Below are 22,801 nucleotides of genomic sequence, written 5' to 3'. Positions count from 1 at the left end.
AATTGCGGCGTTTCGGAAATAGAGTGCAGATTACGTCGATGAAGATTACTGAAATGGATCTGGCGCACTTTCCGTGAAGCCCTGCGGCGCTCCGTTATTCGACCTGAGTTGCACCAGGTGAGCCGGTTCTCGGGGTGGTCCCGCGTATATGCGCAGGTAGAGACGGTGCGTGTTCGGAAGATGGCACACTGATATGGACGTCGCTTTGTCAAGAGTGCGCGGTGAGGCGGCGTCCAGGACCGTCGTCGTGGACGCCGCCTCTGACCTGAGTTGCACCAGGTAAGTCGGTTTCCGGGGTAGTCGCGGACATTTGTGCAGGTAGCGGCGGTGCGTTGCCGGAAAGTGGCACACTAACGGCTCGGTAGACTCCGCCCCGTGGCCGCCTACATCCGCAAAGTCCGCACCGCCTCGGGAGCAACCGCGGTGCAGATCGCGGCCAAGCAGGGCCGCCGCGACAAGGTCCTCGAGCACCTCGGATCGGCCCACACCGACAGCGAACTCGCCGCCCTGCTCGAAACCGCTCGAACCAAGCTGCTCGCCGGCCAGCAAGAGCTCGACCTCGACCTGGGCACCACCAGCTCTGCACCGACGATCACCGGGAAACGCTCCCGCTGGCTGATCGAGGTCATCGCTGCGGCCTGGCGACGTCTCGGCTTCGATGTGCGCGACAACGACGCGTTCTTCCAGCTCGTGGCAGCCCGCCTCGTCGAGCCGACGTCGGTTGCGGATGCGGGCAGAGTGCTGCGGGAGATCGGGATCGCCCCGGCCCACCGCAACACCTTCGTGCGGACCCTGCAGCGATGCACTGGCCACGGGTACCGCGACGACATCGCACGACGCTGCTTCGAGCATGCCGCCACCGCGGGGGATCTGAACCTGCTGCTCTACGACGTCACGACCTTGTATTTCGAAGCGGAGAAGGAAGACGAGCTCCGTAAGGTCGGCTACTCCAAGGAGCGGCGGGTCGACCCGCAGATCGTCGTCGGGCTGCTCGTCGATCGCACCGGATTCCCGTTGGAGATCGGATGTTTCGAAGGAAACCACGCCGAGACCCGCACCATCGTGCCCATCGTGCGCCAGTTCCAGGCCCGCCACAATATCGAGGGGGTGGAGATGGTCATCGCCGCCGACGCCGGGATGTTGTCGGCGACGAATCTCAAGGATCTCGATGCCGCCGGGCTGAAGTTCATCGTCGGTTCGCGGGTGACGAAGGCCCCGGCGGATCTGGCCAGTCATTTCCACTGGAACGGGGACGTGTTCACCGACGGGCAAATCATCGACACCGTCACCCCACGGCACGCCAAGAGCACGGTCAACGACCTCACCCGTCGCAGCGAGCCGGTGTGGGCGCCGGCCGACACGACGGCGTGGCGGGCGATCTGGGCGTACTCGACCAAGCGTGCCCTGCGGGACAACCAGACGCTGAACGCGCAGGAAGCCCGGGCCCGGGAGGTCGTCGACGGCACCCGTGCTGCTAGAACACCGCGGTTCGTCAAGAGCACCGCGAAGGGCAAATCCCTCGATACCGATGCTCTGGCCCGGGCGCGTTCCCTGATCGGTCTGAAAGGCTACGTGACGAACCTGCCTGTCTCGCTGATGAATCCACAGGAAGTCATGGCGAAGTATCACGATCTGTGGCATGTCGAGCAGTCGTTTCGGATGTCGAAGACCGACCTGCGGGCCCGCCCGATCTTCAGTCACACCCGCGATTCCATCGAGGCGCACCTGACCACCGTGTTCGCCGCGTTGGCGATCTCACGCTATCTGCAGGACGCGACCGGGATGTCGATCCGGAAGATCGTGCGGACCCTGCGTCCCTTGCAGGAAGTCACAATCACGATCGCCGGCCACGAGCACACCGCCTTCGATCCGCTCACCGACGACGCCGTGCACATCCTCGATTCCCTCGGCATCGCGAATCCCCGGTCAGGGTTGGCACACTAATCTGGTGCAACTCGGGTGCAGCAGGTGTCGGGCTCGTTCGAGCAGAATGCCCAACTCGACGTCGGTATGCGCGGACCCGACGTGAGCGAGGATCTCGTGCCGGCCGCGGTGTTTGCGCACGACCTGCACCGCTACCGCCCCGGATGCGGTGCGCACTTTCCGCACGAATGCCACGGCCCGAACCTACCCGCTTAGTGTCCCGATCCGCTTCGTCGACGTCGTGAATGCGCAGGTGGAAGCCTCGACAGGTGTTCTACCCGCCAGTAATGTCCTATCTCAGGGCTAACTGCGAAGAGCCGGTATTCTCCACCGCATCGATTAGGTTGCGCCACAGAAGCGTCAACCGCGGATCTTCACGCCCCCTCCTGCCCTCCATTTCTGGAAGAGCCGGTTATGCGCGCCGCTTAACACTCCAAGCGCGGAGCCCGTCGTACGAAAACCCAATCAACGCACTGACCGCCGTAGTTTCATCCTTGCCCTGGACCATTCCCGCTACCGACGGTGTAAAGAAGGCCTCTACGCCCGGACTTACGAGCAAAGAGCCAGCGGCTGGACGCTCAATCTTGTGGACTATACCATTTACACGCCTTAACAAAGTTGGATCTCGTGCATCTACCGTTCGCTCCCAATTCTTCAAATCTGTGTAGTGAACGAGGGCTCCTAACTCTTTGCCCTCGCCGTACCACTCATAAGAAGTCTTGCGGCCGGGAAAGAACTGGGACCGCTCCCTTAGTCGAGCAAGCTTGGTTTGATAGTCGTATAACGCTGAATCGCGTCCTTTCAATGCCGCAAGCGCAGAAAGGACAAAATCATAGAAAAGTGCCTCCCGGGTAGGCTCTCGTTGCACCCAATACGAAACCAACTCGATTGCGCGATCGAGTGGCGCGCCTTCGAAGCGGGCCGCTAAAAGCCACTCGCGAGTCGTGCGACCATCCGATGGATCATCACGAAGGTTATCGTCAAGTAGCCTGATTGCTTCGCGGAGACTTGCCTTATCCGCACTACGCCATCCATTGCATCGCGAACAAATTACGCGGACAAGGCGCCGACGGATGGGCGCGCGGATGACGTCGGGCCTATGTAGCATTGCACGCCAGCCCGCCATTAGCCCAGCGTAATCGTCGTACAGCTCGACTAGGCTCGTCTGCGCCGCGTCTGTATGCGCTGACAGTTTGTCATCACCGGCAATCTCACGGAGGTTGTCGATGGCAACTTCCGCCTCATCAAGGATGTTGCTGTAGTACTCATTTCCATAATCCTCGAAGAACTCCGCGAAACTACCCCTGCCATAGTTATCCTTTGCGGCCTTTATGACCATCACCACAAGTCTCACCATTGCAACATGCGGGTACTCGCTGGATTCATCTAGCGTCGCCGCCCGATGAAAATCGGCCAAAGCGGCATCAGTGTTCTGTCGAATCTGCATCGGTGTCACATTTCGGATGAATCTTCCTGACTGATCGCGGCGCAACAGATCCTGTAACTCATTTCTGCGGATTATTCCGCTCATATGCCAAAGGGCTGCATCCTCACGCTCAACTTCTAAGGCTGTATCAATCGCTTCGCGTGCCGCCGAATGATCTCGCTGCTCATAACTAAGCAGTCGTGCATAGTGTGCCCAGTAGTGTGGCTCGTAGGGGAAAGTCTCGGCAAGTACCCGAAGGACACCAACGCGGGCTTCGCTCACCGGAATGCTCTGAATAAGCTCGGAAAATGATTCTCGGCCGGTTCCAAGGTCGTCACGGTTATTTCGATAGAGGAAGAGGCGTTCCAGTATAAGCTTAATTTTATCCGGGACCGACTCTGGGTACGAAGTGGCGACAAGTGAAATGAGCGCCCTGCTTCGGTCTGCAAGGCCTGCTCGCCATGATGTTCGGTCGTACGACCGGCGCGATACCGGGGCAAGTAGTTGGCGTAAGACTTCGTCGGCTACGAGTGGGTGAGTCGTCCTCCATGAACCCTTCGGCTCCTCAAGCGTCACGCCATGCGACGTGCCCAACAACTTTCCTGTTATGTCGACTGGCTCGCCGCGTGGCAGACCCAGAGGCGTGGCAAAGAGGTCAGACGGAACTGCAACGGCAGCGAAGCGATGAACGAGGGCGAGGACCGTGAGGACATCGAGTGCGCGAGGATCGACACCATCAATCGAGCGCTGCACATAGTCATCGAGCGCAGTGTACTCTTCTTGAAATGCGGTGAGTGCGAAGAAGAATGGTAGCCGTGGGCTCGACCCGGTGGTCGATATCAAACGGAGCGCTTCGGCCCGCGTGGAGGACTCACGTGTGAACAATTCTACGAAACGATCAGATTCATCCTTGGTCAGGTAGCCCAGGCGTCGATCGAAACCTTCTGGTTTGACTTCGTTGCCTACTTGGCCACGTGTCACCAGCAGAATTAAAGCCCCGACGGAGTCTGCCCGCAGGTTGGAGTAAATGGTGTCGGTGACAATCTCCGTAGTATTTTCGACCACGACCAGGACCTGACGCTTCGCAAGTAGGGAGAGCTGTCGAATTCTGGAAACTACAGGTCTCGCCTCCCTGATCTCTGATACTAGGATTGTCGGATATTGGTCATGTAGCTCCCAGGCTACACGGCGGACGATCGTGGTTCCGCCCGCGCCCGGCTCGTGCTTATATGTCCACCGCAGTGTCCCGCCTTCCTGGAGCAGCTTGGTAATTCTTGACTTTAGTGGCTCCAAACGATCCTGCCGTTCAACGTCCATCCCGATCGCGAGCTCGAACCAAGAGATGGTTCGACCTCGATAAAATCCTGTGCCAACTCGCTCAATTCCGTCTGACTTTGTCCCTACCTGGGAGTGCACTAGCTCCCCAATCTCGTTGTACCAGGCGATCTCGCGTTCGGGTATTACAAGCGGTGAGCCGTCGCGTCCAAATGGTACCGTTGGAGCGAAATGACGCGGGCTTGTGTCGCTCTTTCTGGTAGGCATTTGCTCAGCGACAAGTTCCGCATCGCCCATGACGTGAACGGCATCGTATCCGCCTAATTCGCCTACCCCGTCCGTGTTAGCGCAAAGTATTTTTAACCTATCGCCGGCGATGTCTAGGGCCGATTCGACAATCTGTCGAACTTTAAATGTCACGTCACCGTAGACCGTAATCGCCACGGGCGTAGCGTGGGCGGCGATCAATTGCCTCAGATAATATCTCACGGCCTTCAATGCGGTTCGACGCCAGTCACGGGCTTGTATGGGCGCTATGGGTTCGCCATCGACGCTGAGCCCATCCGCGGCGATCCACATTGTCTCGGTGCCTCCGAAGACTGTAGGTTGTTCCGTCTCGATAGAGAGGAGGCGAACGGGTGCTTTGTGCTTGACCGTGTGGTATGAGCCGCCAGGGTAATCGGTCAACGCATCGAACTCAATTACAATGTCCCAGCCAGAGAGACCGAGGTTGATTGCGCCTGCACTTCCGCGAGGTACCGTCGAAATTATGGCGATCGTCGCTGCCCGACCATCAAATTCGGAAGAAGCGCGGACGATATCCTCCGCGGCGCCAGCTGCGAGTCGCACCCTTTCGTTTCGACTGGTGCCAATTGTCTCAAATGTGAGTGGACTGGCTATGTCGTGCATCCGAAAGTATGCACTCATGGCGCGACCGCTCAGTTCCATATACCAAAGACGAACCTCGAAAGAGAATCGTTCGCGACTCGCATAGACCAGACAGATCGCTGCCAATGAGAGTAACCGCTGCGACTCCCATTCATCGATCAAGCCGAGCGAGCGCATCCGGTCCTCTCCGGCGATCTTGATTCGGTGAACAACATGGCTAAGTCCACTTAACTGAAGGGGGACTGACCCGACTGTGTCGCTTAGAACTAGGCGCATAAGAGTGCGGCGCACGGTACGTGAAAAATCGGGCAGCACTGGTGAAATTATTGAAAGTAGCAGGTTTATCGGGTCCCGTGTTAACGGGCCTTCCGGCGTGAACTTGGATAGGTCAATTAGGCGGTATCCGCTAAATCTCACGCCACTGTCCATTGGAATTAAAATATTCTCCAAATGCAAATCGCCATGTGTCAGTCCGACTATGGCTTTGATCGGCCTATTGCTGACGATGTGACTGCCGACCGCGATCTTCAGTGGATTCGGTAAGATGTCTGCCGAATCATCGTCGGTAAAGGCGATGCCATCAGACGATAAGCATTTTCCGCCAAATTGATCTGCTATCCAATTCCTGAAAGACGATCCTTTCTCGAATTTCTTGCCCGTGTGTTGTTGTGTGAATTTCCAGACTGTTGAATCAACGACTCTTTCGTGAAGATTCCAGTCTTTGATGACGGAATTGGCCACGTATCCAGCTGGCTCGACGATGTCCACACTCCCAGCCAAAGCTGACAAAGGGCGGATCTTGCTGGTCGATCCACCAGCGATTTCCTGAAACATCGCGGTCCATCCTGCGCCAATTGAGGCGGGTGGATAAGGTTGCGAAACGAGGTGGTCGCTAGCGAAATTTGGCGGACTAGCTTCGATGGCGTCGAGGTGGCGGGTCGGCTCGGCCGAATCTTCGGTCGGAGGGATCAATTTGAGTATTAGCTTTTTTGCAGACTCGTCAGCGCTATTGACTAAGACGACAAGCACAGAAGCTTCAGTCATGCCATTCGTCAATTTGCTGCTTAGCTGGAGCTGCCGACGATTATTCAGCTGCCACTCGACGATTCCCGCTTCAGTTCCAGCGGGCAATGAAGTACGTAAGGACGGGTGCACATCATCAAGATTTAGGCCGTGTGCTGCCACTTCTGCCTCCGTCCGGCTGTCACCTGTGCTGCTGACCAGCGTCTCGGATCTTAAGTTGCGAAGGTGTCGGTCGTGTCGCAAACAGAATGATCGTCATCAAAGTTCCTACATCTACATTCACCCGCGCTGTTGCGGTCGAAGAGGTCGCCGGATTGCCCTGTAATGTGCTCGCCGGCGGGCTCGATCGTTGTCCGGTTGCGGCACGGTCGGACGGGAGTGGGACTCGATCGTGCGTGCGGTGTCAACGGCGACTGATTCGCGGTACCGATAGGGCTCACTGAACCGCCCTGGACGAGGTGGAGGCTCCTGATCTAACAAGGAGAATGCTGGTATGCCTGCACCGAGAAAGTACGACGCCGAGACCCAAGAGCGTGCGGTCCGGATGTATCGGGACTGGATCGCCGAACACGGAGGCTCGAAGACTGCCGCCCGTCGCCATGTCGGCGAGCTGCTCGACATCGCGCCGGCGACACTGCGGAACTGGATCGAAACCGCAGAGCGAAAGGGCGCCCCGACCTTCTTGACGTCGGACAGTGATGCCGACCTCGACGAGGTGCTTCGACTGCGTGAAGAGAACGCCGAATTACGCAGGGCGAACGAGATTTTGAAGACCGCGAGTGCGTTTTTCGCCGCGGCGGAGGTCGACCGCCGACTGCGGTGATCGTCGGCTACATCGACGCGCACCGTTGCCGTTTCGGGGTCGACCCGATCTGTGCCGTGTTCACCGAGCACGGCATCAGCATCGCCCCGTCCGCCTACTGCAAGGCCAAGGCCCGCGGACGGATCTCCGAAGCGCAACTGGCCGACGCCTACGCCGCGAACGCCGTGCACGCGGTGTACGTGGCCAATCGGCGGGTCTACGGTGTCCGTAAACTCTGGCACGCGATGAAACGCGCTGGTCACGATATAGGCTGTGATCAGGTAGCCCGCCTGATGACGATCACCGGCATCACCGGCGTCGTGCGCGGCGGACGCCGCACGGTCACCACCGAGCGCGATGATCGAGTGCCGCGGCACCCGGATCTGATCGAGCGGAAACTGGGATGCGCCGCATCGTCCGGATCAGTGGTGGGTAGCTGATTTCACGTATGTGTGGACGTCGGCCGGGTTCGTCTACACCGCGTTCTGCGTCGACGTCTTCTCTCGCCGGATTCTGGGGTGGCGGGTGATGACAACGAAGGGCACCCCACTGGTTCACGGTGTTATCGAACAAGCTCTATTCACCCGAAGAAGGGCTGACTTCCGGTTTATATCAACAGGATTGGTTCATCACTCCGATGCCGGAAGTCAATACACCTCTCTCGCCTTTACCGAAGCTTTGATCGAGTCCGGGATCGCCGGCTCCATCGGCAGCGTCGGCGACGCCCTCGACAACGCCCGGATGGAATCGACGATCGGTCTCTACAAAACAGAGCTGATCGACCGAGCACAGTCCTGGTCCGGCCGAGCCGAGGTCGAGTGGGAAACCGCCGAGTGGGTCCGCTGGTTCAACGCGGACCGGTTGCATTCGTCGATCGACTATCTGTCGCCGATCGAGTACGAGACGCGCGGCCGTGAACAGCGCCCTACCGTCGCCTCGGTCCTCGAGGTGGCCTGAACGAAGTCTCTACCAGATCGAGGGCGGTTCAGTCGCTGGTGCACTGGGCAACCTCTCCCGCGCGATCAGTGCATTCGAGAACAGCAAGTGCGACGAAACCGCCATCCCATGGTGGGGCATGCATCAATTCATGGACTTGTACAGCAGCTTCCGAACCCACCACACGACGGTGGCGGTGCCGGCGGCGGCGAGCACGGCGGTCTGCGCGTCGGCGGTGATCGCGAACAGCGTCAGCAGCACCAGGACGGCCGCGACGAGCGCCTCGAGCTTGTACAGCGGCCATGCGGTTCCGGCCACGTCGACGGACGCGGGCCGGCGGCGGACGCGAGTGGGCGAATCCGTCGTCGTCATCTCGACCTCCGTGCGCCTCGGGGAATCCGTTCACCAGGCTACTCGCAGACTTGTGTTCGGGCCACCGAACTTTGCTCGTCGGGTGGTGGCGTCCGACTCGGACGGACGGATCCGCCGGGTCCGCTGCGGCCCCGTGCGCGGCGGTGTTGACTTGGGTCCATGCCTCTCACCGGAGAATACGAACCGAGTCCGTCCCAGTGGGCCGCCGATCAGGTGGCGCTGTACGAGAGTTCCGGCGGCACCGAGGGCACGACCCTGAACGGCCGCCCGGTGGTCGTGCTGACCAGCCGCGGAGCGAAGAGCGGCAAGCTGCGCAAGACCCCGCTGATGCGGGTCGAGCACGACGGCGTCTACGCGGTGGTCGCCTCGCTCGGTGGTGCCCCGACGCATCCGGTCTGGTATTTCAACGTCCGGGCGGATCCGCACGTCGAACTGCGTGACGGGCCGACGGTCCGGGACATGACCGCCCGCGAGGTCCGCGGCGAGGAGAAGGACCTGTGGTGGCGGCGGGCGGTCGAGGCGTTCCCCGACTACGCCGAGTACCAGAAGAAGACGGATCGGGAGATTCCGGTCTTCGTCCTCGAGCCGCGGTAGCGCGCGGGGTCCGGTGGCCGGGGCCGCGGACGCAGTGGCGAAACCCGCGTTGGGGGTTCCGGGTGGGTAGTGGCAGCATGGACAGGTGACCACGACTTCGCGAACCGCTGATCCGATGCACCTGCCCGCCCTGAGCGTGGCCGACATCGATGCCGCGGCGGAGCGAATTTCCGCGGTCGTCGCCCCCACACCGCTCGAGTACAGCGAGCGGCTCTCCGCTCTCACCGGAGCGAACGTCTACCTCAAGCGCGAGGATCTCACCCGCGTGCGCTCCTACAAGCTGCGCGGCGCCTACAACGTCATGGCGCAGCTCTCTCCGGCGGAACGCGAGGCGGGTGTGGTGACGGCCAGCGCCGGCAATCACGCGCAGGGTGTGGCCTACTCGTGCCGGGCGATGGGGGTGCGGGGCCGGATCTACGTGCCCACCCGGACCCCGAAGCAGAAGCGGGACCGGATCCGTGCGCACGGCGGGGCGTTCGTCGAGCTCATCCCGACGGGTGACACCTTCGACGCGGCCGCGGCCGCCGCGGCGGAGGATGTCGCGCGTACCGGCGCGACGATGGTCGCGCCGTTCGACGACGCCCGCACCGCGGCGGGTCAGGGCACCATCGCCCGGGAGATGCTCGACCAGCTGCCGGCGGCGCCGGACGTGGTGCTGGTTCCGGTCGGCGGTGGTGGCTGTCTGGCCGGCATCGCGGCGTACCTGCACGAGAAGTCACCACACACCTCGATCGTCGGGGTGGAGCCGGCCGGGGCGGCGTCGATGACCGCTGCCCTCGTCGCGGGCGGGCCGGTGACCCTGCCGGAGGTGGATCCGTTCGTCGACGGTGCTGCCGTGAAACGGGTCGGCGACGTGCCGTACGCCGTCGTCTCCCGGCTCGGCCCCGAGATCGTCTCCCATGCGAACCTGCCGCTGGTCGCGGCGCTGCGCAACGACGGACTGGGCACCGGGCCGTTCGGGATGACCCAGGTCGACGAGGGCGCCGTGTGCACGGCGATGCTCGACCTGTACCAGAACGAGGGCATCATCGCCGAGCCCGCGGGGGCCCTGTCCGTCGCCGCGCTCGAGGGGATGACCGTCGCGCCGGGTGCGACGGTGGTGTGCCTGATCTCCGGGGGCAACAACGATGTCTCCCGCTACGGGGAGGTCATCGAGCGCTCGCTGGTGCACCGCGGTCTCAAGCACTACTTCCTGGTGGACTTTCCTCAGGAACCGGGGGCGCTGCGGCGGTTCCTCGACGAGGTGCTCGGGCCCGACGACGACATCACCCTGTTCGAGTACGTCAAGCGCAACAACCGGGAGTTCGGTGCGGCGCTGGTCGGCATCGAACTCGGCACGGCCGACGGTCTGACGTCGCTGCTGGCGCGGATGGACGTCTCGCCGATCGAGGCGCAGCGGCTCGAGCCGGGTTCGCCGGCCTACCGCTATCTCACCTGAGCCGCACGGGATCCCGGCGGGGAGTGCCTTCCCCCGCCGAGGTCCGCGGCGGCCGCTCAGCGCCAGGGAGCGCAGACCAGCCAGGGGCCGAACCACCAGCACGGAGCGGGTGGACCCCACCAGTTCCGTTCCCAGCCGCGATCGTGGTCACGGCGGTCGTGGCGGTCCCAGTCGTTGCGGCGGTCCCAGTCGTTGCGGCGGTCCCAGTCGTTGCGGTGATCGGTCTGCTGCCAGGTGATCCCGATCGGAGCGGGGGCGTCGGTGGGCGCCGCGGCCGCGACTCCGGCCGGGGCGAGGGTGAGGGTGGCGGCGAGGAGGGCGCCGACGGTGGCAGTCCGGAGTTTCATGGCGATACACCCCGAGAAGCGTGTGTGTGCAGGAAGATTCCCCGACTGCTCTTGACCGTACTCGCGCCGGTCGGCGACAATCAAGGGTTTTTCGTCCCCAGGAGCCGGGCGACGACCCGCCGGTGCAGTTCCGGGTCGGGCTTGGGCAGTCCGAGCATCGCGCCCAGGTAGATGCCGTCGCCGACGAGGCGCACGATCTCGGCGGTGACCGGGTCGTCGATCTCCGCGCGCAGCCCCTCGTCCCACGACCGAAGCACCTCGACGACCGCCCGGTGCACGTCGTCGTGCCGGCCGTCGGCGCTGCGCAGCGCGGCCACCGTGGACCGGAACAGATCCATCTCCGCCGAGTCGCCGGTCTCGTCCGGGTCGGCCAGGTACCACTCCGCGACCGGGGTGCCCCCGGCGACGGCGTCGGCGAGCCGGGCGTCGCCGCGTTCGCCGAGGCGCCGCACCATGGCGGCGAGCATCGCCTCCTTGGTCGGGAAGTGGTACAGCAGACCACCTTTCGACACCCCGGCAGCCGCCGCGACGCCCTCGAGCGTCACCTGGGCCACCCCCACGTCGACGAGGGTGCGTTCGAGGGCGTCGAGGATCCGGTCGCGTGTGTCGGAGGCCATGGCCTGATCCTACCGCCCATCTTTGTACCGTCCGGACGGTTGGTGCTACCGTACTTGTGTACCGGCTGGACGGTTCAGTGTGGAGGAACGAAGGATGACGAACACCGGGCAGATACCGCCGGCTTCCCCGGCGGAGGCGGGAACCGAGCATGCGCCGGCCGGTGCCCGCACCTGGGCGGGCCTGGTGGTTCTCGCAGGCGCCGTGCTGCTGATCGCGGTCGACGCAACCGTTCTCGACCTCGCCCTGCCCTTCCTCAGCGCCGATCTGGCCCCGAGCGGGGTCCAGCTGCTGTGGATCATCGACGTGTACTCGTTCGCCGTGGCCGGTCTGCTGGTGACGATGGGCGTGCTCGGCGACCGGGTCGGCCGACGCCGGCTCCTGCTGGTCGGTGCCGTCGGGTTCGCCGCGGCCTCGGTCCTCGCGGCGTGGGCGCCGAGCCCCGAGCTGCTGATCGTGGCGCGGGCACTGCAGGGCGTCTCGGGCGCCACCCTCATGCCGGCCACCCTCGGACTCATCCGGCACATGTTCACCGATCCGCGCGAGCGGACCGTCGCCATCGGCGTGTGGGGCGCGATGGCCGGCGGCGGGGCCGCCGCCGGCCCGCTCGTCGGCGGCTGGCTGCTCGAGCACTTCTGGTGGGGGTCGGTGTTTCTGATCAACCTTCCGATCATGGCGGTCCTCGTGGTCGCCGCACCGTTCCTCGTCCCGGAATCGCGGGATCCGCACCCGGGCCGCTTCGACCTGCCGGGGGCCGCCCTGTCCCTGCTGGCCGTGGTGCCGATCGTCTACGCGGTCAAGGAAACCGCGCTGCACGGCCCGCACAGTGCGGCGCTGGTCGCACTCGGCGGTGGCCTGACGGCGGCCGTCGCGTTCGTCTACCGCCAGCGGATCGCGACGGATCCGCTGCTCGACCTCACGCTGTTCCGGCGCCGGGAGTTCTCGGCCGCCGTCGCGACCAATCTGCTGTCGATCTTCGCCCTCGCCGGGGTGCTGTTCTTCGGTTCCCAGTACCTGCAGCTGGTCCTCGGAGTCGGACCGCTGGAGGCGGGTCTGCTGATGCTCCCCGGCACCGCGACCAGCGCCCTGTCTGCACTCGGTGCGGCCTGGCTCGTGCGGCGCCTGCCGGTGGGGACCGTCCTGTCGGGTGCCCTGGCCGTCGCGGCCGTGGGCGCCGCCGTGCTGCTGGCGCTGGACACCGAGCACGGAGCCGGCGTGTTCGTCGCCGGTTTCGTCCTCATCGGCGTGGGCGTCGGCATCGCGCTGACACTCACCACCGACCTGGTTGTCGGGGCCGCCCCGGCGGACCGGGCCGGCGCCGCGTCCGCGGTGTCGGAGACGGCCTACGAGCTCGGTATCGCCCTCGGTGTCGCGGTCCTCGGCAGCGTCGTCACCGCCGTCTACCGGTCCCGGCTCGGTGTCCCGGGTGCGGGCCACGAGTTCGACACCCTCGGCGGCGCGGTCGCCGCGGCCGGCCGCCTTCCGGCGGCCGAGGCGGAGATCCTCCTCGAGTCGGCGCGGTCCGCGTTCGTCGCGGGCACCCACGGTGCCGCGGCGGCCACGGCGGTGATTCTGGCGGCCACTGCCCTGCTCACCCTGCGGATGCTGCGCCCGCGCTGACCCCCGGCGGTGCGAGGGCGGCGTCGAGAACGACGAACGAGTGCCCGGGCACGAGGGTTGCGGACCCGGTCCGGTTGACCACCACCGGCTCCCACCACACCAGGGGAGCCCCGCCGAAGGGCACGGTGACCGGGTCGGGTCCGAGGTTGCACGCCACCCGCAGGCTGCCGCGGTGCAGCACGATCCAGCGCTCGTCCTCGTCGTAGTCGACGTGCAGGTGCTCGAGCCACGGATCGGTCAGCTCGGCGCGTTCGCGACGCAGCGCCAGGAGTTGCCGGTAGCACTCGAGCACCCGGGCACGGGCCGGTTCGGTCCGCTCGGCCCAGTTCAGCGTCGACCGCCGGAACGTCTCCGGATCCTGCGGGTCGGGGACGTCCTGGGCGTCCCACCCGTGCTCGGCGAACTCGCGCCGACGTCCCTCGGCGGTGGCCCGGGCCAACTCCGGTTCCGGGTGGGAGGTGAAGTACTGGAACGGTGAGCTCGCGTCCCACTCCTCGCCCATGAACAACATGGGGGTGTACGGGGAGGTCAGCACCAGCGCGGCCTTGACGGCCAGCTGACCGGGGTCGAGGTAGTGACCGGGCCGGTCGCCGACCGCCCGGTTGCCGACCTGGTCGTGGGTGCACGTGTAGGCCAGCAGGGAGCTCGCCGGGATGCGTCCGGCGTCGAGCGGCCGCCCGTGGGTGCGCCCGCGGAAGCTCGAATAGGTGCCGGCGTGGAAGAACCCGTGCCGCAGGGTGCGGGCGAGGCAGTCGAGCGAACCGAAATCGCCGTAGTAGCCCTGTCGTTCACCGGAGACGGCGGCGTGCACGGCGTGGTGGATGTCGTCGTCCCACTGCGCCTGCAGGCCGTAACCGCCGGCGGCGCGGGGCGAGATCATCTTCGGATCGTTCAGATCGCTCTCCGCGATCAGGCTGAGCGGACGGCCCAGATGCGCCGACATCCGGTACGTCGCGACGGCCAGCTCCTCGAGCAGGTGCACGGCGGTGTGGTCGACGAGAGCGTGCACCGCGTCCAGGCGCAGTCCGTCGATGTGGAACTCCCGCATCCAGCGCAGGGCGTTGTCGAGGATGTAGCGGCGCACCTCGCCGGAGTCCGGGCCGTCGAGGTTGACCGAGGCGCCCCACGTGCCCTGCCCACCGGACAGGTACGGCCCGTAGCGGTCCAGGTAGTTTCCGGACGGTCCGAGATGGTTGTACACCACGTCCAGGATCACCCCGAGGCCGCGGGCGTGGGCGGCGTCGACGAAGCGTTGCAGGCCGTCCGGGCCGCCGTAGGGCTCGTGCACCGCGTACCAGAGCACACCGTCGTAGCCCCACCCGCGGGTGCCGTTGAAGGCGTTGACCGGCATCAGTTCGACCAGGTCGATGCCGAGCTCGACGAGGTCGTCGAGCCGGGCGACGGCGGCATCGAAGGTGCCTTCGTCGGTGAAGGTCCCCACGTGCAGCTCGTACACCACCCCGCCGGCGAGTTGCCGGCCCGTCCACGACGTGTCGGTCCAGGCGTGCTCGTCGACCGAGTGCAGCTGGGACAACCCGTGCACCCCGTCCGGTTGCCGCGGAGAGCGCGGGTCCGGCAACACGGTCTCGTCCTCGTCGAGGAGGAAGCCGTACCGAGCGCCGGGGGAGGCGTCGACCTCGGCGCGCCACCACCCGCGGTCGTCCCGGCGCATGGGGTGGACGGTGCCGTCGACATGGAGCCGGACGGATTGCGGGGTCGGAGCCCAGACCTCGAAGGTGTGCACCCGACCAGCATGCCCGGTCGCCGCTGCCGCTGCAGACCTCCGAAATCGGCTGCAGTTCCGATGCAACCGATGCTGATAAGCTGAGATCGATGTCCCAGCATGCCAAGAGGGCCTACAGTTCGCCGCTGCGTGAGGAGGCTGCGCGCCGGACGCGCGCGACGATCGTCGTCGCCGCCGCCCGGCTCTTCGTCGACCGCGGATACGTCAGCACCACGGTCAGGCAGATCGCGGAGACGGCCGGGGTGGCGGTGCGAACGGTCTTCACGGCGTTCCCCGGCGGCAAGTCCGAACTGTTCCGGGAGGCGCTCGACGCCGCGGTCACGGGTGGGTCCGCGGCCGACGAGCCCGGGTCGGGCCGGGAGCCACGCGCGGGACGCGGCGCCTCCGGAACCGCGGGCTCGGATGCCGAACGCATCGTCGAGCAGGTCGTCCGCTACGGCGCCGACCTGCTCGAGCGGGCCGGCGGGCTGCTGATGACCTCGGTCGAGTCCTCGGGCGCGGACCCGGACATGCGCCGGTTCGCCGACGAGGACGCGCGCGCGACCGCGGACAACGCGCGCACCATCGCGGAGGGGCTGCGCCGGCACGGATTGCTGCGCGACGACGTGAGTGTCGAGCACGCGGCGCACGTGTTCTACACGCTGGGTTCTCCGCAGGTGCATGCGCTGCTGCGCCGCGACTGCGGCTGGGACGTGGACGAATACCGGGCGTGGCTCACGGCGACACTGCGGGCGACGCTGCTGCGTTGAGCGCGGCCGCGGGACCGGCCGCCCGCACCGCCTTCGGGGTGGTCCCGAAACGGGCTCGGAAGGCCGTGCCGAACGCACCGAGCGAACCGAAGCCGGACGCGAAGGCAATTCCCCCCACGGACACCGCGTTCCAGCGCGGGTCCTCGAGTCGGCTGCGGGCGCGGTCCAGTCGGCGGTTGCGGAGCAGCTCGGCAGGGGTGGTGCCGGCCGCTCGCAACGCGAGCTGCAGTTGGCGCAGCGACCAGCCCAGGTCGCGTGCCATCGACGCCGGGGTCAGGTCCGGGTCGTCCGAACGTTCGTCGACGTAGGCATGGGCCGCCGCGGCGACCGCTTGCAGGCCCCCGGGCCGGATGTGACCGTGTGTGTCGGCCAGGGCGAGGGACACGAGCTCGATCACCCGGGCACTGATCGCGACGAAGGCGGGACCGGACAACGACGTGCGTTCGCGGGCCAGCGCCCGTGTCATGGTCCCCGCCACCGCCCCGACGCCGCGGCGCAGGTCGAGCACACTCGGCCCGTCGGCGACTGCCCGGTCGGGCAGGCAGCCCTCGGGGACGGTGAGCACCCACGCCCGGGCCTGGGCGCGATGGACCAGCTCGAACGGGCGGGCCATCGACACCAGGGCCGCGTGCCCGACGGGCACCGGCAGTGCGTGCCCGTCGTGGGTGACGGTGAGCGCGCCGGATTTCGGCACGAACAGGCGCATGCTCCGGTCGTCGTCCCCGCGGACGTGCCGGGCGGTCCGCGCGTAGGTGATGCGATCGGACCAGAACTCGACGAGCTGGTGACCGCCGCAGCGCTGCACGTGTGTGGCTCCGGCGAAGCCGGCCGGCGAACGCTCGTCCGGGTGGGGGAACGAATAGTCCAGGGTGCCGTGGTTGAACCGCACGTGGTCGGTCCAGAACTCGGCGCGGTCGCGCGCCGGCACCCGGCCCGTCGTCGTGAACTGCACCTCGTACTCCGCTGCCACCGTGACCTCCTCGTCGGGTCGTGCGCGCGCCGGACAGTGCTCTGCGCGGATCGGCGAGTGCCGCGTCCAGCCCGCTCCCTACGCTCGTCGGCAGTGTAGTGACGAACGCCACAGCCGGAGCGCGGTGGCTCCGATCCAGGAGGTTTCTCATGCAGCGAGCAAAGGTCAACGGGACGGAACTCGCCTACGTCGACGCCGGTCCGCGCGAGGGGGTGCCGATCGTGTTCAGCCATTCGCTCTTCTTCGATCACACGATGTTCGACGCGCTCGCGGAGAAGTTCACCGCCGACGGGTACCGGGTTGTCGCCTACGACCATCGCGGGCAGGGCGAGAGCGCTCCGGCGCCGCGGGAGGAACTCGCGGTCGACGTCCTCGCCGAGGACGCCGCGGCCCTGATCGAGCATCTCGATCTGGCCCCGTGTCACGTCGTCGGCAATTCGCTCGGCGGGTTCGTCGCGCTGCGGCTCGCCGCGCGCCGCCCCGAACTGCTCCGCACGGCCGCCGCACTCGGTTCGTCGGCGGAGGAGGAATACAAGCTCGCCGAGTTTGCTCCGCTGGTCGACCATCTCACCGAGCACGGCACGGCCGACGTCGTCGACACGGTCATGTACATCATGTTCGGCGATTCGAGCCTCGCGCAGGAGAGTTCGATGACGAGCACCTGGCGCGCCGCGATCGCCCGGCTCGAACCCCGCATCGGCGACGCCGCCCACGGCGTCATCCATCGCGGGCGGATCGTCGAGGAGCTGGCCGGGTGCCGCGTACCGGTCCTGGCCGTCGCCGGGAGCGAGGACCACGCGTACCCGCCGCCGATCTCGTCGGTGAACATCGCCGACGCCGCGGGCGGCCGGCACGTCACCGTCGACGCCGCGGGGCACTCCGTGGCACTCGAACAGCCCGAGGCGGTCGCCGAGCACCTCGAGAAGCACTTCGCCGCGGCGGGGTAGGGCCGATCCGCGGGTCGGCGGGGCGGGGCCACCGCCCGGCGACCCGAACCGTGCAGGGGTCGGCCGGAGCTCGCGCACAGCATCAGGGCGTCGAGCAGGAGCGAGCAGAAGCGAGCAGGATGCCCGGGCACGAATCCATGCGAGACGGAAGAGAGAAATTATCCGAACCGGACCCTCACGTTCCGTGACGCACCGACCCCGCGCCACGCAGCCACGCCGACCTCAGCCGGTGCGATGTGCCCGGTGCCGAACGAAGACGTCGACACGACCCGTCAACCCCGCCGGAGGGCGTGTTTCGGACCGCCGCTCGGCGGATACCCGGGGCCGACAGGTTCCACCGTCCGCGCTCTCACCGGGGTGCGGGCGGAGATCGTCGCCGGCTCGCCGGGTCGGTGACGGTGCGCCGGAGATGACTCTGCCGAGAAGGGGTTCCATGAGCCACGCCAGCTTTGCGTCCCGGGTCGGCGCGGCACGCGAGAGGATGTTCGATCTCGTGCTGGAGATCGCGGCGATCGTCGAGGCCGCCCACGCCCTCGATCGGGCCTCCCTGCCCCTCGCCGACGAGATCGCAGTGAGCGGACTGATCGATGCCCTCACCGACGTCAGCCGGCACTTCGACGCGGCGGCGGAACCGTTCGGCGAGGCGGTGTGGTTCTCGCGTCATCTGCCGGGGCCGTTCCGCTGACGGCCCGTGGATTGCGCCGCCGGAATCCGGGTATCCCGTCGGAGCCGAGACGCCGCGCTCGGCTCTGTTTCCGTACTGCAGACACCAGGAGCGCACTTGAGCACCCAGGACCCCGGACCCCGACCCGAAGATGCGCCCGGCCTCGACGCCGGCGGGGGCGTGCAGCCCGGAGACACCCCACCCGACGCCGGACAGACCTCCGGCCTGTCGCATCCCCAACCCAACCCGAGCCGGGTGATGCCCGTCTTCGCGATCGTGCTCATCGCGCTGATCGTGCTCGGCGTGGCCGCGTTCTTCGTGGCACGCGCGTTCGCCCTGTTCGACTGAGACACCGAACGCCTGAGACACCGAACGGTCGGCGCCCGGTCGGACTCGTCAGGGTCGTCCGAGCGCCTCGACGTAGTACCAGCGGCCGCCCTCGCGGACGAACCGACTGTGCTCGTGCAGCACGTCCTCGTGACCGCCGAAGCAGTAGTGGGCACGGAACTCGACCGTCCCCTCCGAGTGCAGGAACCCGCCGCTCGTGTGCAGCACCTCGAGCCCGGTCCACCGCTGCGCCGGATCGAGATCCAGTCGCGCCGGGCGGGTGCCGGGGTGCCACGTGCGACGCAGATAGCCGTCGTCACCGACCACGAAGGCGGTGTACCGCGACCGCATCAGCTGCTCGGGCGTCGGCGCGTCCCCGCCCGCGAGGAACGGTCCGCAGCATTCGCCGAACGGAAGACCCCGACCGCACGGACACGGGGCGGACGATCCGGGCCGGGGGTAGCGCGTGCGTCGAGTCACCGGCACATTATCGCCGTCGCCGGGAACCGGACGGTCGTGGCACGATCGACACCCGGGACGCGCGGTCGGAGGAACGGTGAACCATGGTCGATTCTGCCGCCACACCTTCGCGGGGGCAGGGCAGCCCCGGCACCGCGCTGCGTCACAGCTTCGCGGCCGTCCCGGTGGCCCGGCCGCACGACACCGCCGCCGACGTGCTCGACCGGATGCGAGAACACAGCTTCGACAGCGCCGCCGTCGTCGCCGTGCTCATCGGTGAGACGCTCGCCGGTCTCGTCACGATCGAACGGCTGCTGGCGGCCCCCGGCGCCGCCCGGATGAACGACCTGATGGATCCGGATCCGCCGGTGGTGCATCCGGATACCGCGCAGGAACGCGCCGCATGGAAGGCGGTGCAGCACGGCGAACCGGGCCTGGCCGTCGTGGACGGCCACGGCCGGTTCCGCGGCCTCATTGCGCCGCAGCAACTGCTCGCCGTGCTGCTGCACGAGCACGATCAGGACATGGCCCGGCTCGGCGGCTTCGTGCACTCGGTGGACGCGGCGCGCGCCTCGAGCGTCGAGGGAATCCGTCGTCGGCTCTGGCACCGGCTGCCGTGGCTCGTCGTCGGTCTGATCGGAGCCATGGTCTCGGCCCGTCTGATGCAGGTGTTCGAGGCCGAACTCGACGCCGACCTCGCCGTCGCCTACTTCGTGCCGGGAATCGTGTATCTGGCGGACGCGGTCGGGACGCAGACCGAGGCACTGGTCATCCGTGGGTTCTCGGTGGGGGTGGGGATCCGCCGGATCGTGCGCCGCGAGGTGCTGACCGGACTGTCGGTGGGGGCGCTGCTCGGTGTGACCATGCTGCCGGCCGTGCTGCTCATGACGGGGAACCCGGATCTCGCGGTCGCCGTCGCGTCGGCCGTGCTGGCCGCGAGCACCATCGCGACGACTGTGGCGATGGTGCTGCCGTGGGCGCTGCAACGGCTGGGCAAGGACCCGGCTTTCGGGTCCGGCCCGCTCGCCACGGTGATCCAGGACCTGCTCTCGATCGTCATCTACTTCGTGGCCGTGACGCTTCTCCTCGGCTGAGGGTGGGGCGATCCCCACCCCAGGGTTCCTTGGGGCGCACGGTGATCCCCGGTCACGATGAGACCACCGACCCACAACGCCATGGAGGCCCCGTGACCGCAACCTCGGAGAGGTTCACCACGAGCCACACCGACCCGGATCGCGTGTTCGACGAGATCGACCGGGTCGATGCCGAGATCGTCGCCGCGATCCGGTACCGGACCGGGCTTGCCCACCACGCCGGCCGGCTGCGCCGCGCCGGACACGGAACGGTGTCGGTGCACGGGCGGCGCGAGATGGCGGTGCTCACACGGTTCACCGCGGTCCTGGGCCGGGACGGCGCGGCGCTGGCCGCGACGCTGCTGCGGTTGGGGCGCGACCCTCTTGCCGACATTGCGACCTGCGGGCAGGATTGAGTCCGCCCCCGGAGGTTGTGATGAGCGTCGTCACCGAATCGCGTCTGACATACGTCGACAAGCAGGGGCGGCAGCATCGATTCGAGCTGTCGCCGGGCTCGCCGCGCGTCACCATCGGCCGTGCCCCGACGTCGGATGTGGCCTTCACCGGCGACAACGAGGTCTCCCGCCTGCACGCCGTCGTGGAGTGGATCGGCACCCACTGGACCATCCTCGACGACGGGCTCTCCCGCAACGGCACGTTCCTCAACGGGGAACGCATCGCGGGCCGCCGGCGCCTGCGGGAGGGCGACAGCATCCGGATCGGCTCGATCCGCCTGACCTTCCAGGAGATCGGCGCGGGGCCGGACGAGGCGACCCGTGTCGCGTCGGAGCTGCCGACGGTGCGATCGCTCACGCAGACACAACGCGGCATCCTGGTCGCGCTGTGCCGGCCGTACAAGCACGGCGCCGCCTTCGCCACCCCGGCATCCAACCAGGACATCGCCTCCGAACTGTTCCTGAGCGTCGACGCGGTGAAGACCCACCTGCGGGCGCTGTTCGCGAAGTTCGGCGTCGAGGACCTGCCCCAGAACCAGAAGCGGGTCCGGCTCGCCGAGCTCGCACTGCACAGCGGCGTCATCACCGAACGCGACCTTTGAGCGTCGGCTCACCCGACCCGCTGCAGCAACCCACCGAGTGCCCTCGCGACCTCCGCGGGCCGGTCGGTGATCACCGAATGCCCCGCGCCGTCGACCCGCACCAGCTCGGCGCGCGGCAGCCGCTCCGCCAGACCCGCCGACAGCTCGAACGGGGTCCACTCGTCTGCCGAGCCGCACAGCACGACCGCGGGGACCGCGGCGAGCACCGCCAACGCGGCGGACTCGTCGAGCACCGCGAACGATCGCAGGAACGCCGCCATCGTCACCACCGGGGTGTCGTTCGCGAGCACCGCCAGCAGAGCCGCCCACCGGGAGCCGGAGGCGCGGCGCTGCGACGTCCGCCGCAGCGGCCGCACCGCCCGTCCGCCCAGGTGCAGCGCGCGCTGCACGGCACCGGGCGCGTGCCGCACCGCCCGGTGGAACAACGCGACCGCGGGACTGTCGAGGTAGCGTCCGAGCCCCGACCGCCCGAGATCACCGGCGGCGGTGCCGATCAGGCAGACCCCGACGACGCGGATGCCGATCTCGTGCGGATGCTGACGGGCGTAGGACAGGATCGTCATGCCGCCCATCGAGTGGCCGACCAGCACCACCGGGCCGGCAGAGACCGCGCGCAGCACCGCCGCGAGATCACGCCCGAGCTGCTCGACGGTGTACGTCTCCGGCCCGGCGGTGCCGGACGCGCCGTGCCCACGGTGGTCGAAGAACACCATCCGCAGCGTGGCCCCGTACCGCCGGATCAACGAATCCCGAAGCGGGGTCCAGGTTTCCGTGCGGCCGCAGTGTCCGTGGACGAACACGGCGGTGAGCGGCGCGCCGGCCGCGCCGAGCTCGTGGACCGCGAGCGGCACGCCGTCGTCGGCGATCACCGTGTGGCGGCGCACGAGACGCTCGGTGCGGAGGGTGGACATGCGGACAAGGATCCGCGGGACGCCGGTGCCGGCGCGAGCAGCCCCGGTGGTGGGGGATTTCACCTCAGGGGGCCACTTCTGCACCCTGGGTGGTGGACAATCTCGGCATGGATGCGCAGCGGTATGTCGGCGTGGTCGGGCCCGCGGAAGCCACGGCCGAACAACGCCGGATCGCCCGTCAGGTCGGCGGGCTGCTCGCGGCGCGGCGCGCCGTCGTCGTGACCGGGGGACTGGGCGGGGTGATGGCCGCGGCCTCGCGCGGCGCCTCCGAGGCCGGCGGCACCACTCTCGGCCTGCTGCCCGGCGACGACCGCGCGGAAGCCAACCCGTACCTGACCGTGTCGATCCCGACCGGGCTCGGCGAGATGCGCAACGCCCTGCTGGTCCGCACCTGCGAGGCGCTGATCGCGGTGGGCGGCAGCTGGGGCACGCTCAGCGAGATCGCGCTCGCCGTCCGGACCGGGGTGCCGGTGATCTCGATCGGGGGGTGGCCGCTGCCCGCCGCCGGGGTGCTCGCCGTCACCTCCGCCGGGGACGCCGTCGAAGCCATCCACGACCTGTTGTGGCGGCGAGACCCGACCGCGGGCTGGACAGGCTGAGAAGTTCTCGCACCCGAGGGTGATGCTCGACCACCCCTGCGG

Annotated in this window: 20 protein-coding genes, 2 pseudogenes and 1 other annotated feature; of the genes and pseudogenes, 13 read left to right on the top strand and 9 right to left on the bottom strand. The window is 67.0% G+C overall.

Annotated elements, in window-relative coordinates:
- Window positions 1–375: 375 nt before the first annotated feature.
- Window positions 376–1,944: an IS1634 family transposase gene (locus tag AC2IPW_RS14190; protein ID WP_450121930.1), complete on the top strand. Its 1,569-nt coding sequence runs from the start codon at window positions 376–378 to the stop codon at window positions 1,942–1,944.
- 18 nt (window positions 1,945–1,962) lie between these two features.
- Here AC2IPW_RS14190 and AC2IPW_RS14185 read toward each other — a convergent pair.
- A pseudogene (locus AC2IPW_RS14185) lies at window positions 1,963–2,118 on the bottom strand (IS1634 family transposase); the annotation flags it as partial.
- 217 nt (window positions 2,119–2,335) lie between these two features.
- Window positions 2,336–6,697 (bottom strand): hypothetical protein, encoded by a 4,362-nt coding sequence (locus AC2IPW_RS14180; protein ID WP_486375073.1) that lies wholly within the window; start codon window positions 6,695–6,697, stop codon window positions 2,336–2,338.
- Between the two features lie 331 nt (window positions 6,698–7,028).
- Here AC2IPW_RS14180 and AC2IPW_RS14175 point away from each other — a divergent pair.
- A pseudogene (locus tag AC2IPW_RS14175) lies at window positions 7,029–8,294 on the top strand (IS3 family transposase).
- Window positions 7,316–7,447 (top strand) — a sequence feature (AL1L pseudoknot). Its footprint overlaps the pseudogene before it by 132 nt.
- Window positions 8,295–8,417: 123 nt before the next feature.
- Here AC2IPW_RS14175 and AC2IPW_RS14170 read toward each other — a convergent pair.
- A complete protein-coding gene (locus tag AC2IPW_RS14170; RefSeq protein ID WP_486375072.1) occupies window positions 8,418–8,645 on the bottom strand; it encodes a hypothetical protein in 228 nt (75 codons plus the stop codon).
- 159 nt (window positions 8,646–8,804) lie between these two features.
- Between AC2IPW_RS14170 and AC2IPW_RS14165 the strand changes: the two genes are divergently transcribed.
- Complete coding sequence (locus AC2IPW_RS14165; RefSeq protein WP_054374654.1) at window positions 8,805–9,239, top strand: nitroreductase family deazaflavin-dependent oxidoreductase; 435 nt, start codon at window positions 8,805–8,807, stop codon at window positions 9,237–9,239.
- Window positions 9,240–9,354: 115 nt separating this feature from the next.
- Window positions 9,355–10,677, top strand: a complete 1,323-nt coding sequence (ilvA, locus tag AC2IPW_RS14160) for a threonine ammonia-lyase IlvA (RefSeq protein ID WP_486377007.1) — start codon at window positions 9,355–9,357, stop codon at window positions 10,675–10,677.
- A gap of 56 nt (window positions 10,678–10,733) precedes the next feature.
- Here ilvA and AC2IPW_RS14155 read toward each other — a convergent pair whose 3' ends face one another.
- On the bottom strand, window positions 10,734–11,024 hold the full coding sequence (locus AC2IPW_RS14155; protein ID WP_486375071.1) for a hypothetical protein: 291 nt from the start codon (window positions 11,022–11,024) through the stop codon (window positions 10,734–10,736).
- An 80-nt stretch (window positions 11,025–11,104) separates the two neighbouring features.
- On the bottom strand, window positions 11,105–11,641 hold the full coding sequence (locus AC2IPW_RS14150; RefSeq protein ID WP_003938240.1) for a TetR/AcrR family transcriptional regulator: 537 nt from the start codon (window positions 11,639–11,641) through the stop codon (window positions 11,105–11,107).
- Between the two features lie 94 nt (window positions 11,642–11,735).
- Here AC2IPW_RS14150 and AC2IPW_RS14145 point away from each other — a divergent pair, with 94 nt between their 5' ends.
- Window positions 11,736–13,259, top strand: coding sequence for an MFS transporter (locus tag AC2IPW_RS14145; protein WP_416061239.1), 1,524 nt, complete (start codon window positions 11,736–11,738; stop codon window positions 13,257–13,259).
- Here AC2IPW_RS14145 and treZ read toward each other — a convergent pair.
- The gene (gene treZ / locus AC2IPW_RS14140; protein WP_486375070.1) at window positions 13,231–15,003 is read right to left on the bottom strand and encodes a malto-oligosyltrehalose trehalohydrolase; all 1,773 of its coding nucleotides are present in this window, start codon (window positions 15,001–15,003) and stop codon (window positions 13,231–13,233) included. The genes AC2IPW_RS14145 and treZ overlap by 29 nt on opposite strands.
- 89 nt (window positions 15,004–15,092) lie before the next feature.
- Between treZ and AC2IPW_RS14135 the strand changes: the two genes are divergently transcribed.
- Window positions 15,093–15,752, top strand: coding sequence for a TetR/AcrR family transcriptional regulator (locus tag AC2IPW_RS14135; RefSeq protein WP_486375069.1), 660 nt, complete (start codon window positions 15,093–15,095; stop codon window positions 15,750–15,752).
- Here the strand turns inward: AC2IPW_RS14135 and AC2IPW_RS14130 are convergent.
- A complete protein-coding gene (locus AC2IPW_RS14130) occupies window positions 15,718–16,722 on the bottom strand; it encodes an AraC family transcriptional regulator (RefSeq protein ID WP_486375068.1) in 1,005 nt (334 codons plus the stop codon). The two genes, AC2IPW_RS14135 and AC2IPW_RS14130, sit on opposite strands and share 35 nt — an antisense overlap.
- Window positions 16,723–16,871: 149 nt before the next feature.
- Here AC2IPW_RS14130 and AC2IPW_RS14125 point away from each other — a divergent pair, with 149 nt between their 5' ends.
- The 3 genes from AC2IPW_RS14125 (at window position 16,872) to AC2IPW_RS14115 (ending at window position 18,681) form a co-directional block, all read left to right on the top strand.
- Window positions 16,872–17,669, top strand: coding sequence for an alpha/beta fold hydrolase (locus tag AC2IPW_RS14125; RefSeq protein WP_003938245.1), 798 nt, complete (start codon window positions 16,872–16,874; stop codon window positions 17,667–17,669).
- Between the two features lie 433 nt (window positions 17,670–18,102).
- Complete coding sequence (locus AC2IPW_RS14120; protein ID WP_289380552.1) at window positions 18,103–18,354, top strand: hypothetical protein; 252 nt, start codon at window positions 18,103–18,105, stop codon at window positions 18,352–18,354.
- A gap of 96 nt (window positions 18,355–18,450) precedes the next feature.
- The gene (locus tag AC2IPW_RS14115) at window positions 18,451–18,681 is read left to right on the top strand and encodes a DUF6480 family protein (RefSeq protein ID WP_003938247.1); all 231 of its coding nucleotides are present in this window, start codon (window positions 18,451–18,453) and stop codon (window positions 18,679–18,681) included.
- 48 nt (window positions 18,682–18,729) lie between these two features.
- Here the strand turns inward: AC2IPW_RS14115 and AC2IPW_RS14110 are convergent, their stop codons facing one another.
- Window positions 18,730–19,140, bottom strand: coding sequence for a YchJ family protein (locus AC2IPW_RS14110; RefSeq protein ID WP_486375067.1), 411 nt, complete (start codon window positions 19,138–19,140; stop codon window positions 18,730–18,732).
- Between the two features lie 83 nt (window positions 19,141–19,223).
- Between AC2IPW_RS14110 and AC2IPW_RS14105 the strand changes: the two genes are divergently transcribed.
- From AC2IPW_RS14105 to AC2IPW_RS14095, 3 genes are all read left to right on the top strand, one after another.
- Entirely contained in the window at window positions 19,224–20,213 is a 990-nt protein-coding gene (locus AC2IPW_RS14105; protein WP_486375066.1) for a magnesium transporter, read from the top strand.
- 92 nt (window positions 20,214–20,305) lie between these two features.
- The gene (locus tag AC2IPW_RS14100) at window positions 20,306–20,608 is read left to right on the top strand and encodes a chorismate mutase (protein WP_003938250.1); all 303 of its coding nucleotides are present in this window, start codon (window positions 20,306–20,308) and stop codon (window positions 20,606–20,608) included.
- Between the two features lie 20 nt (window positions 20,609–20,628).
- Window positions 20,629–21,249, top strand: coding sequence for an FHA domain-containing protein (locus tag AC2IPW_RS14095; protein WP_040783537.1), 621 nt, complete (start codon window positions 20,629–20,631; stop codon window positions 21,247–21,249).
- Window positions 21,250–21,257: 8 nt separating this feature from the next.
- Here AC2IPW_RS14095 and AC2IPW_RS14090 read toward each other — a convergent pair whose 3' ends face one another.
- A complete protein-coding gene (locus tag AC2IPW_RS14090; protein ID WP_486375065.1) occupies window positions 21,258–22,160 on the bottom strand; it encodes an alpha/beta fold hydrolase in 903 nt (300 codons plus the stop codon).
- 107 nt (window positions 22,161–22,267) lie between these two features.
- On the opposite strand from AC2IPW_RS14090, the gene AC2IPW_RS14085 reads away from it, so the two are divergent.
- The gene (locus tag AC2IPW_RS14085) at window positions 22,268–22,759 is read left to right on the top strand and encodes a TIGR00725 family protein (RefSeq protein WP_486375064.1); all 492 of its coding nucleotides are present in this window, start codon (window positions 22,268–22,270) and stop codon (window positions 22,757–22,759) included.
- Window positions 22,760–22,801: the final 42 nt, after the last annotated feature.

This window comes from Rhodococcus sp. NS-SX18 (assembly GCF_057367935.1).
This window is presented reverse-complemented; position numbering and strand designations above follow the sequence as displayed.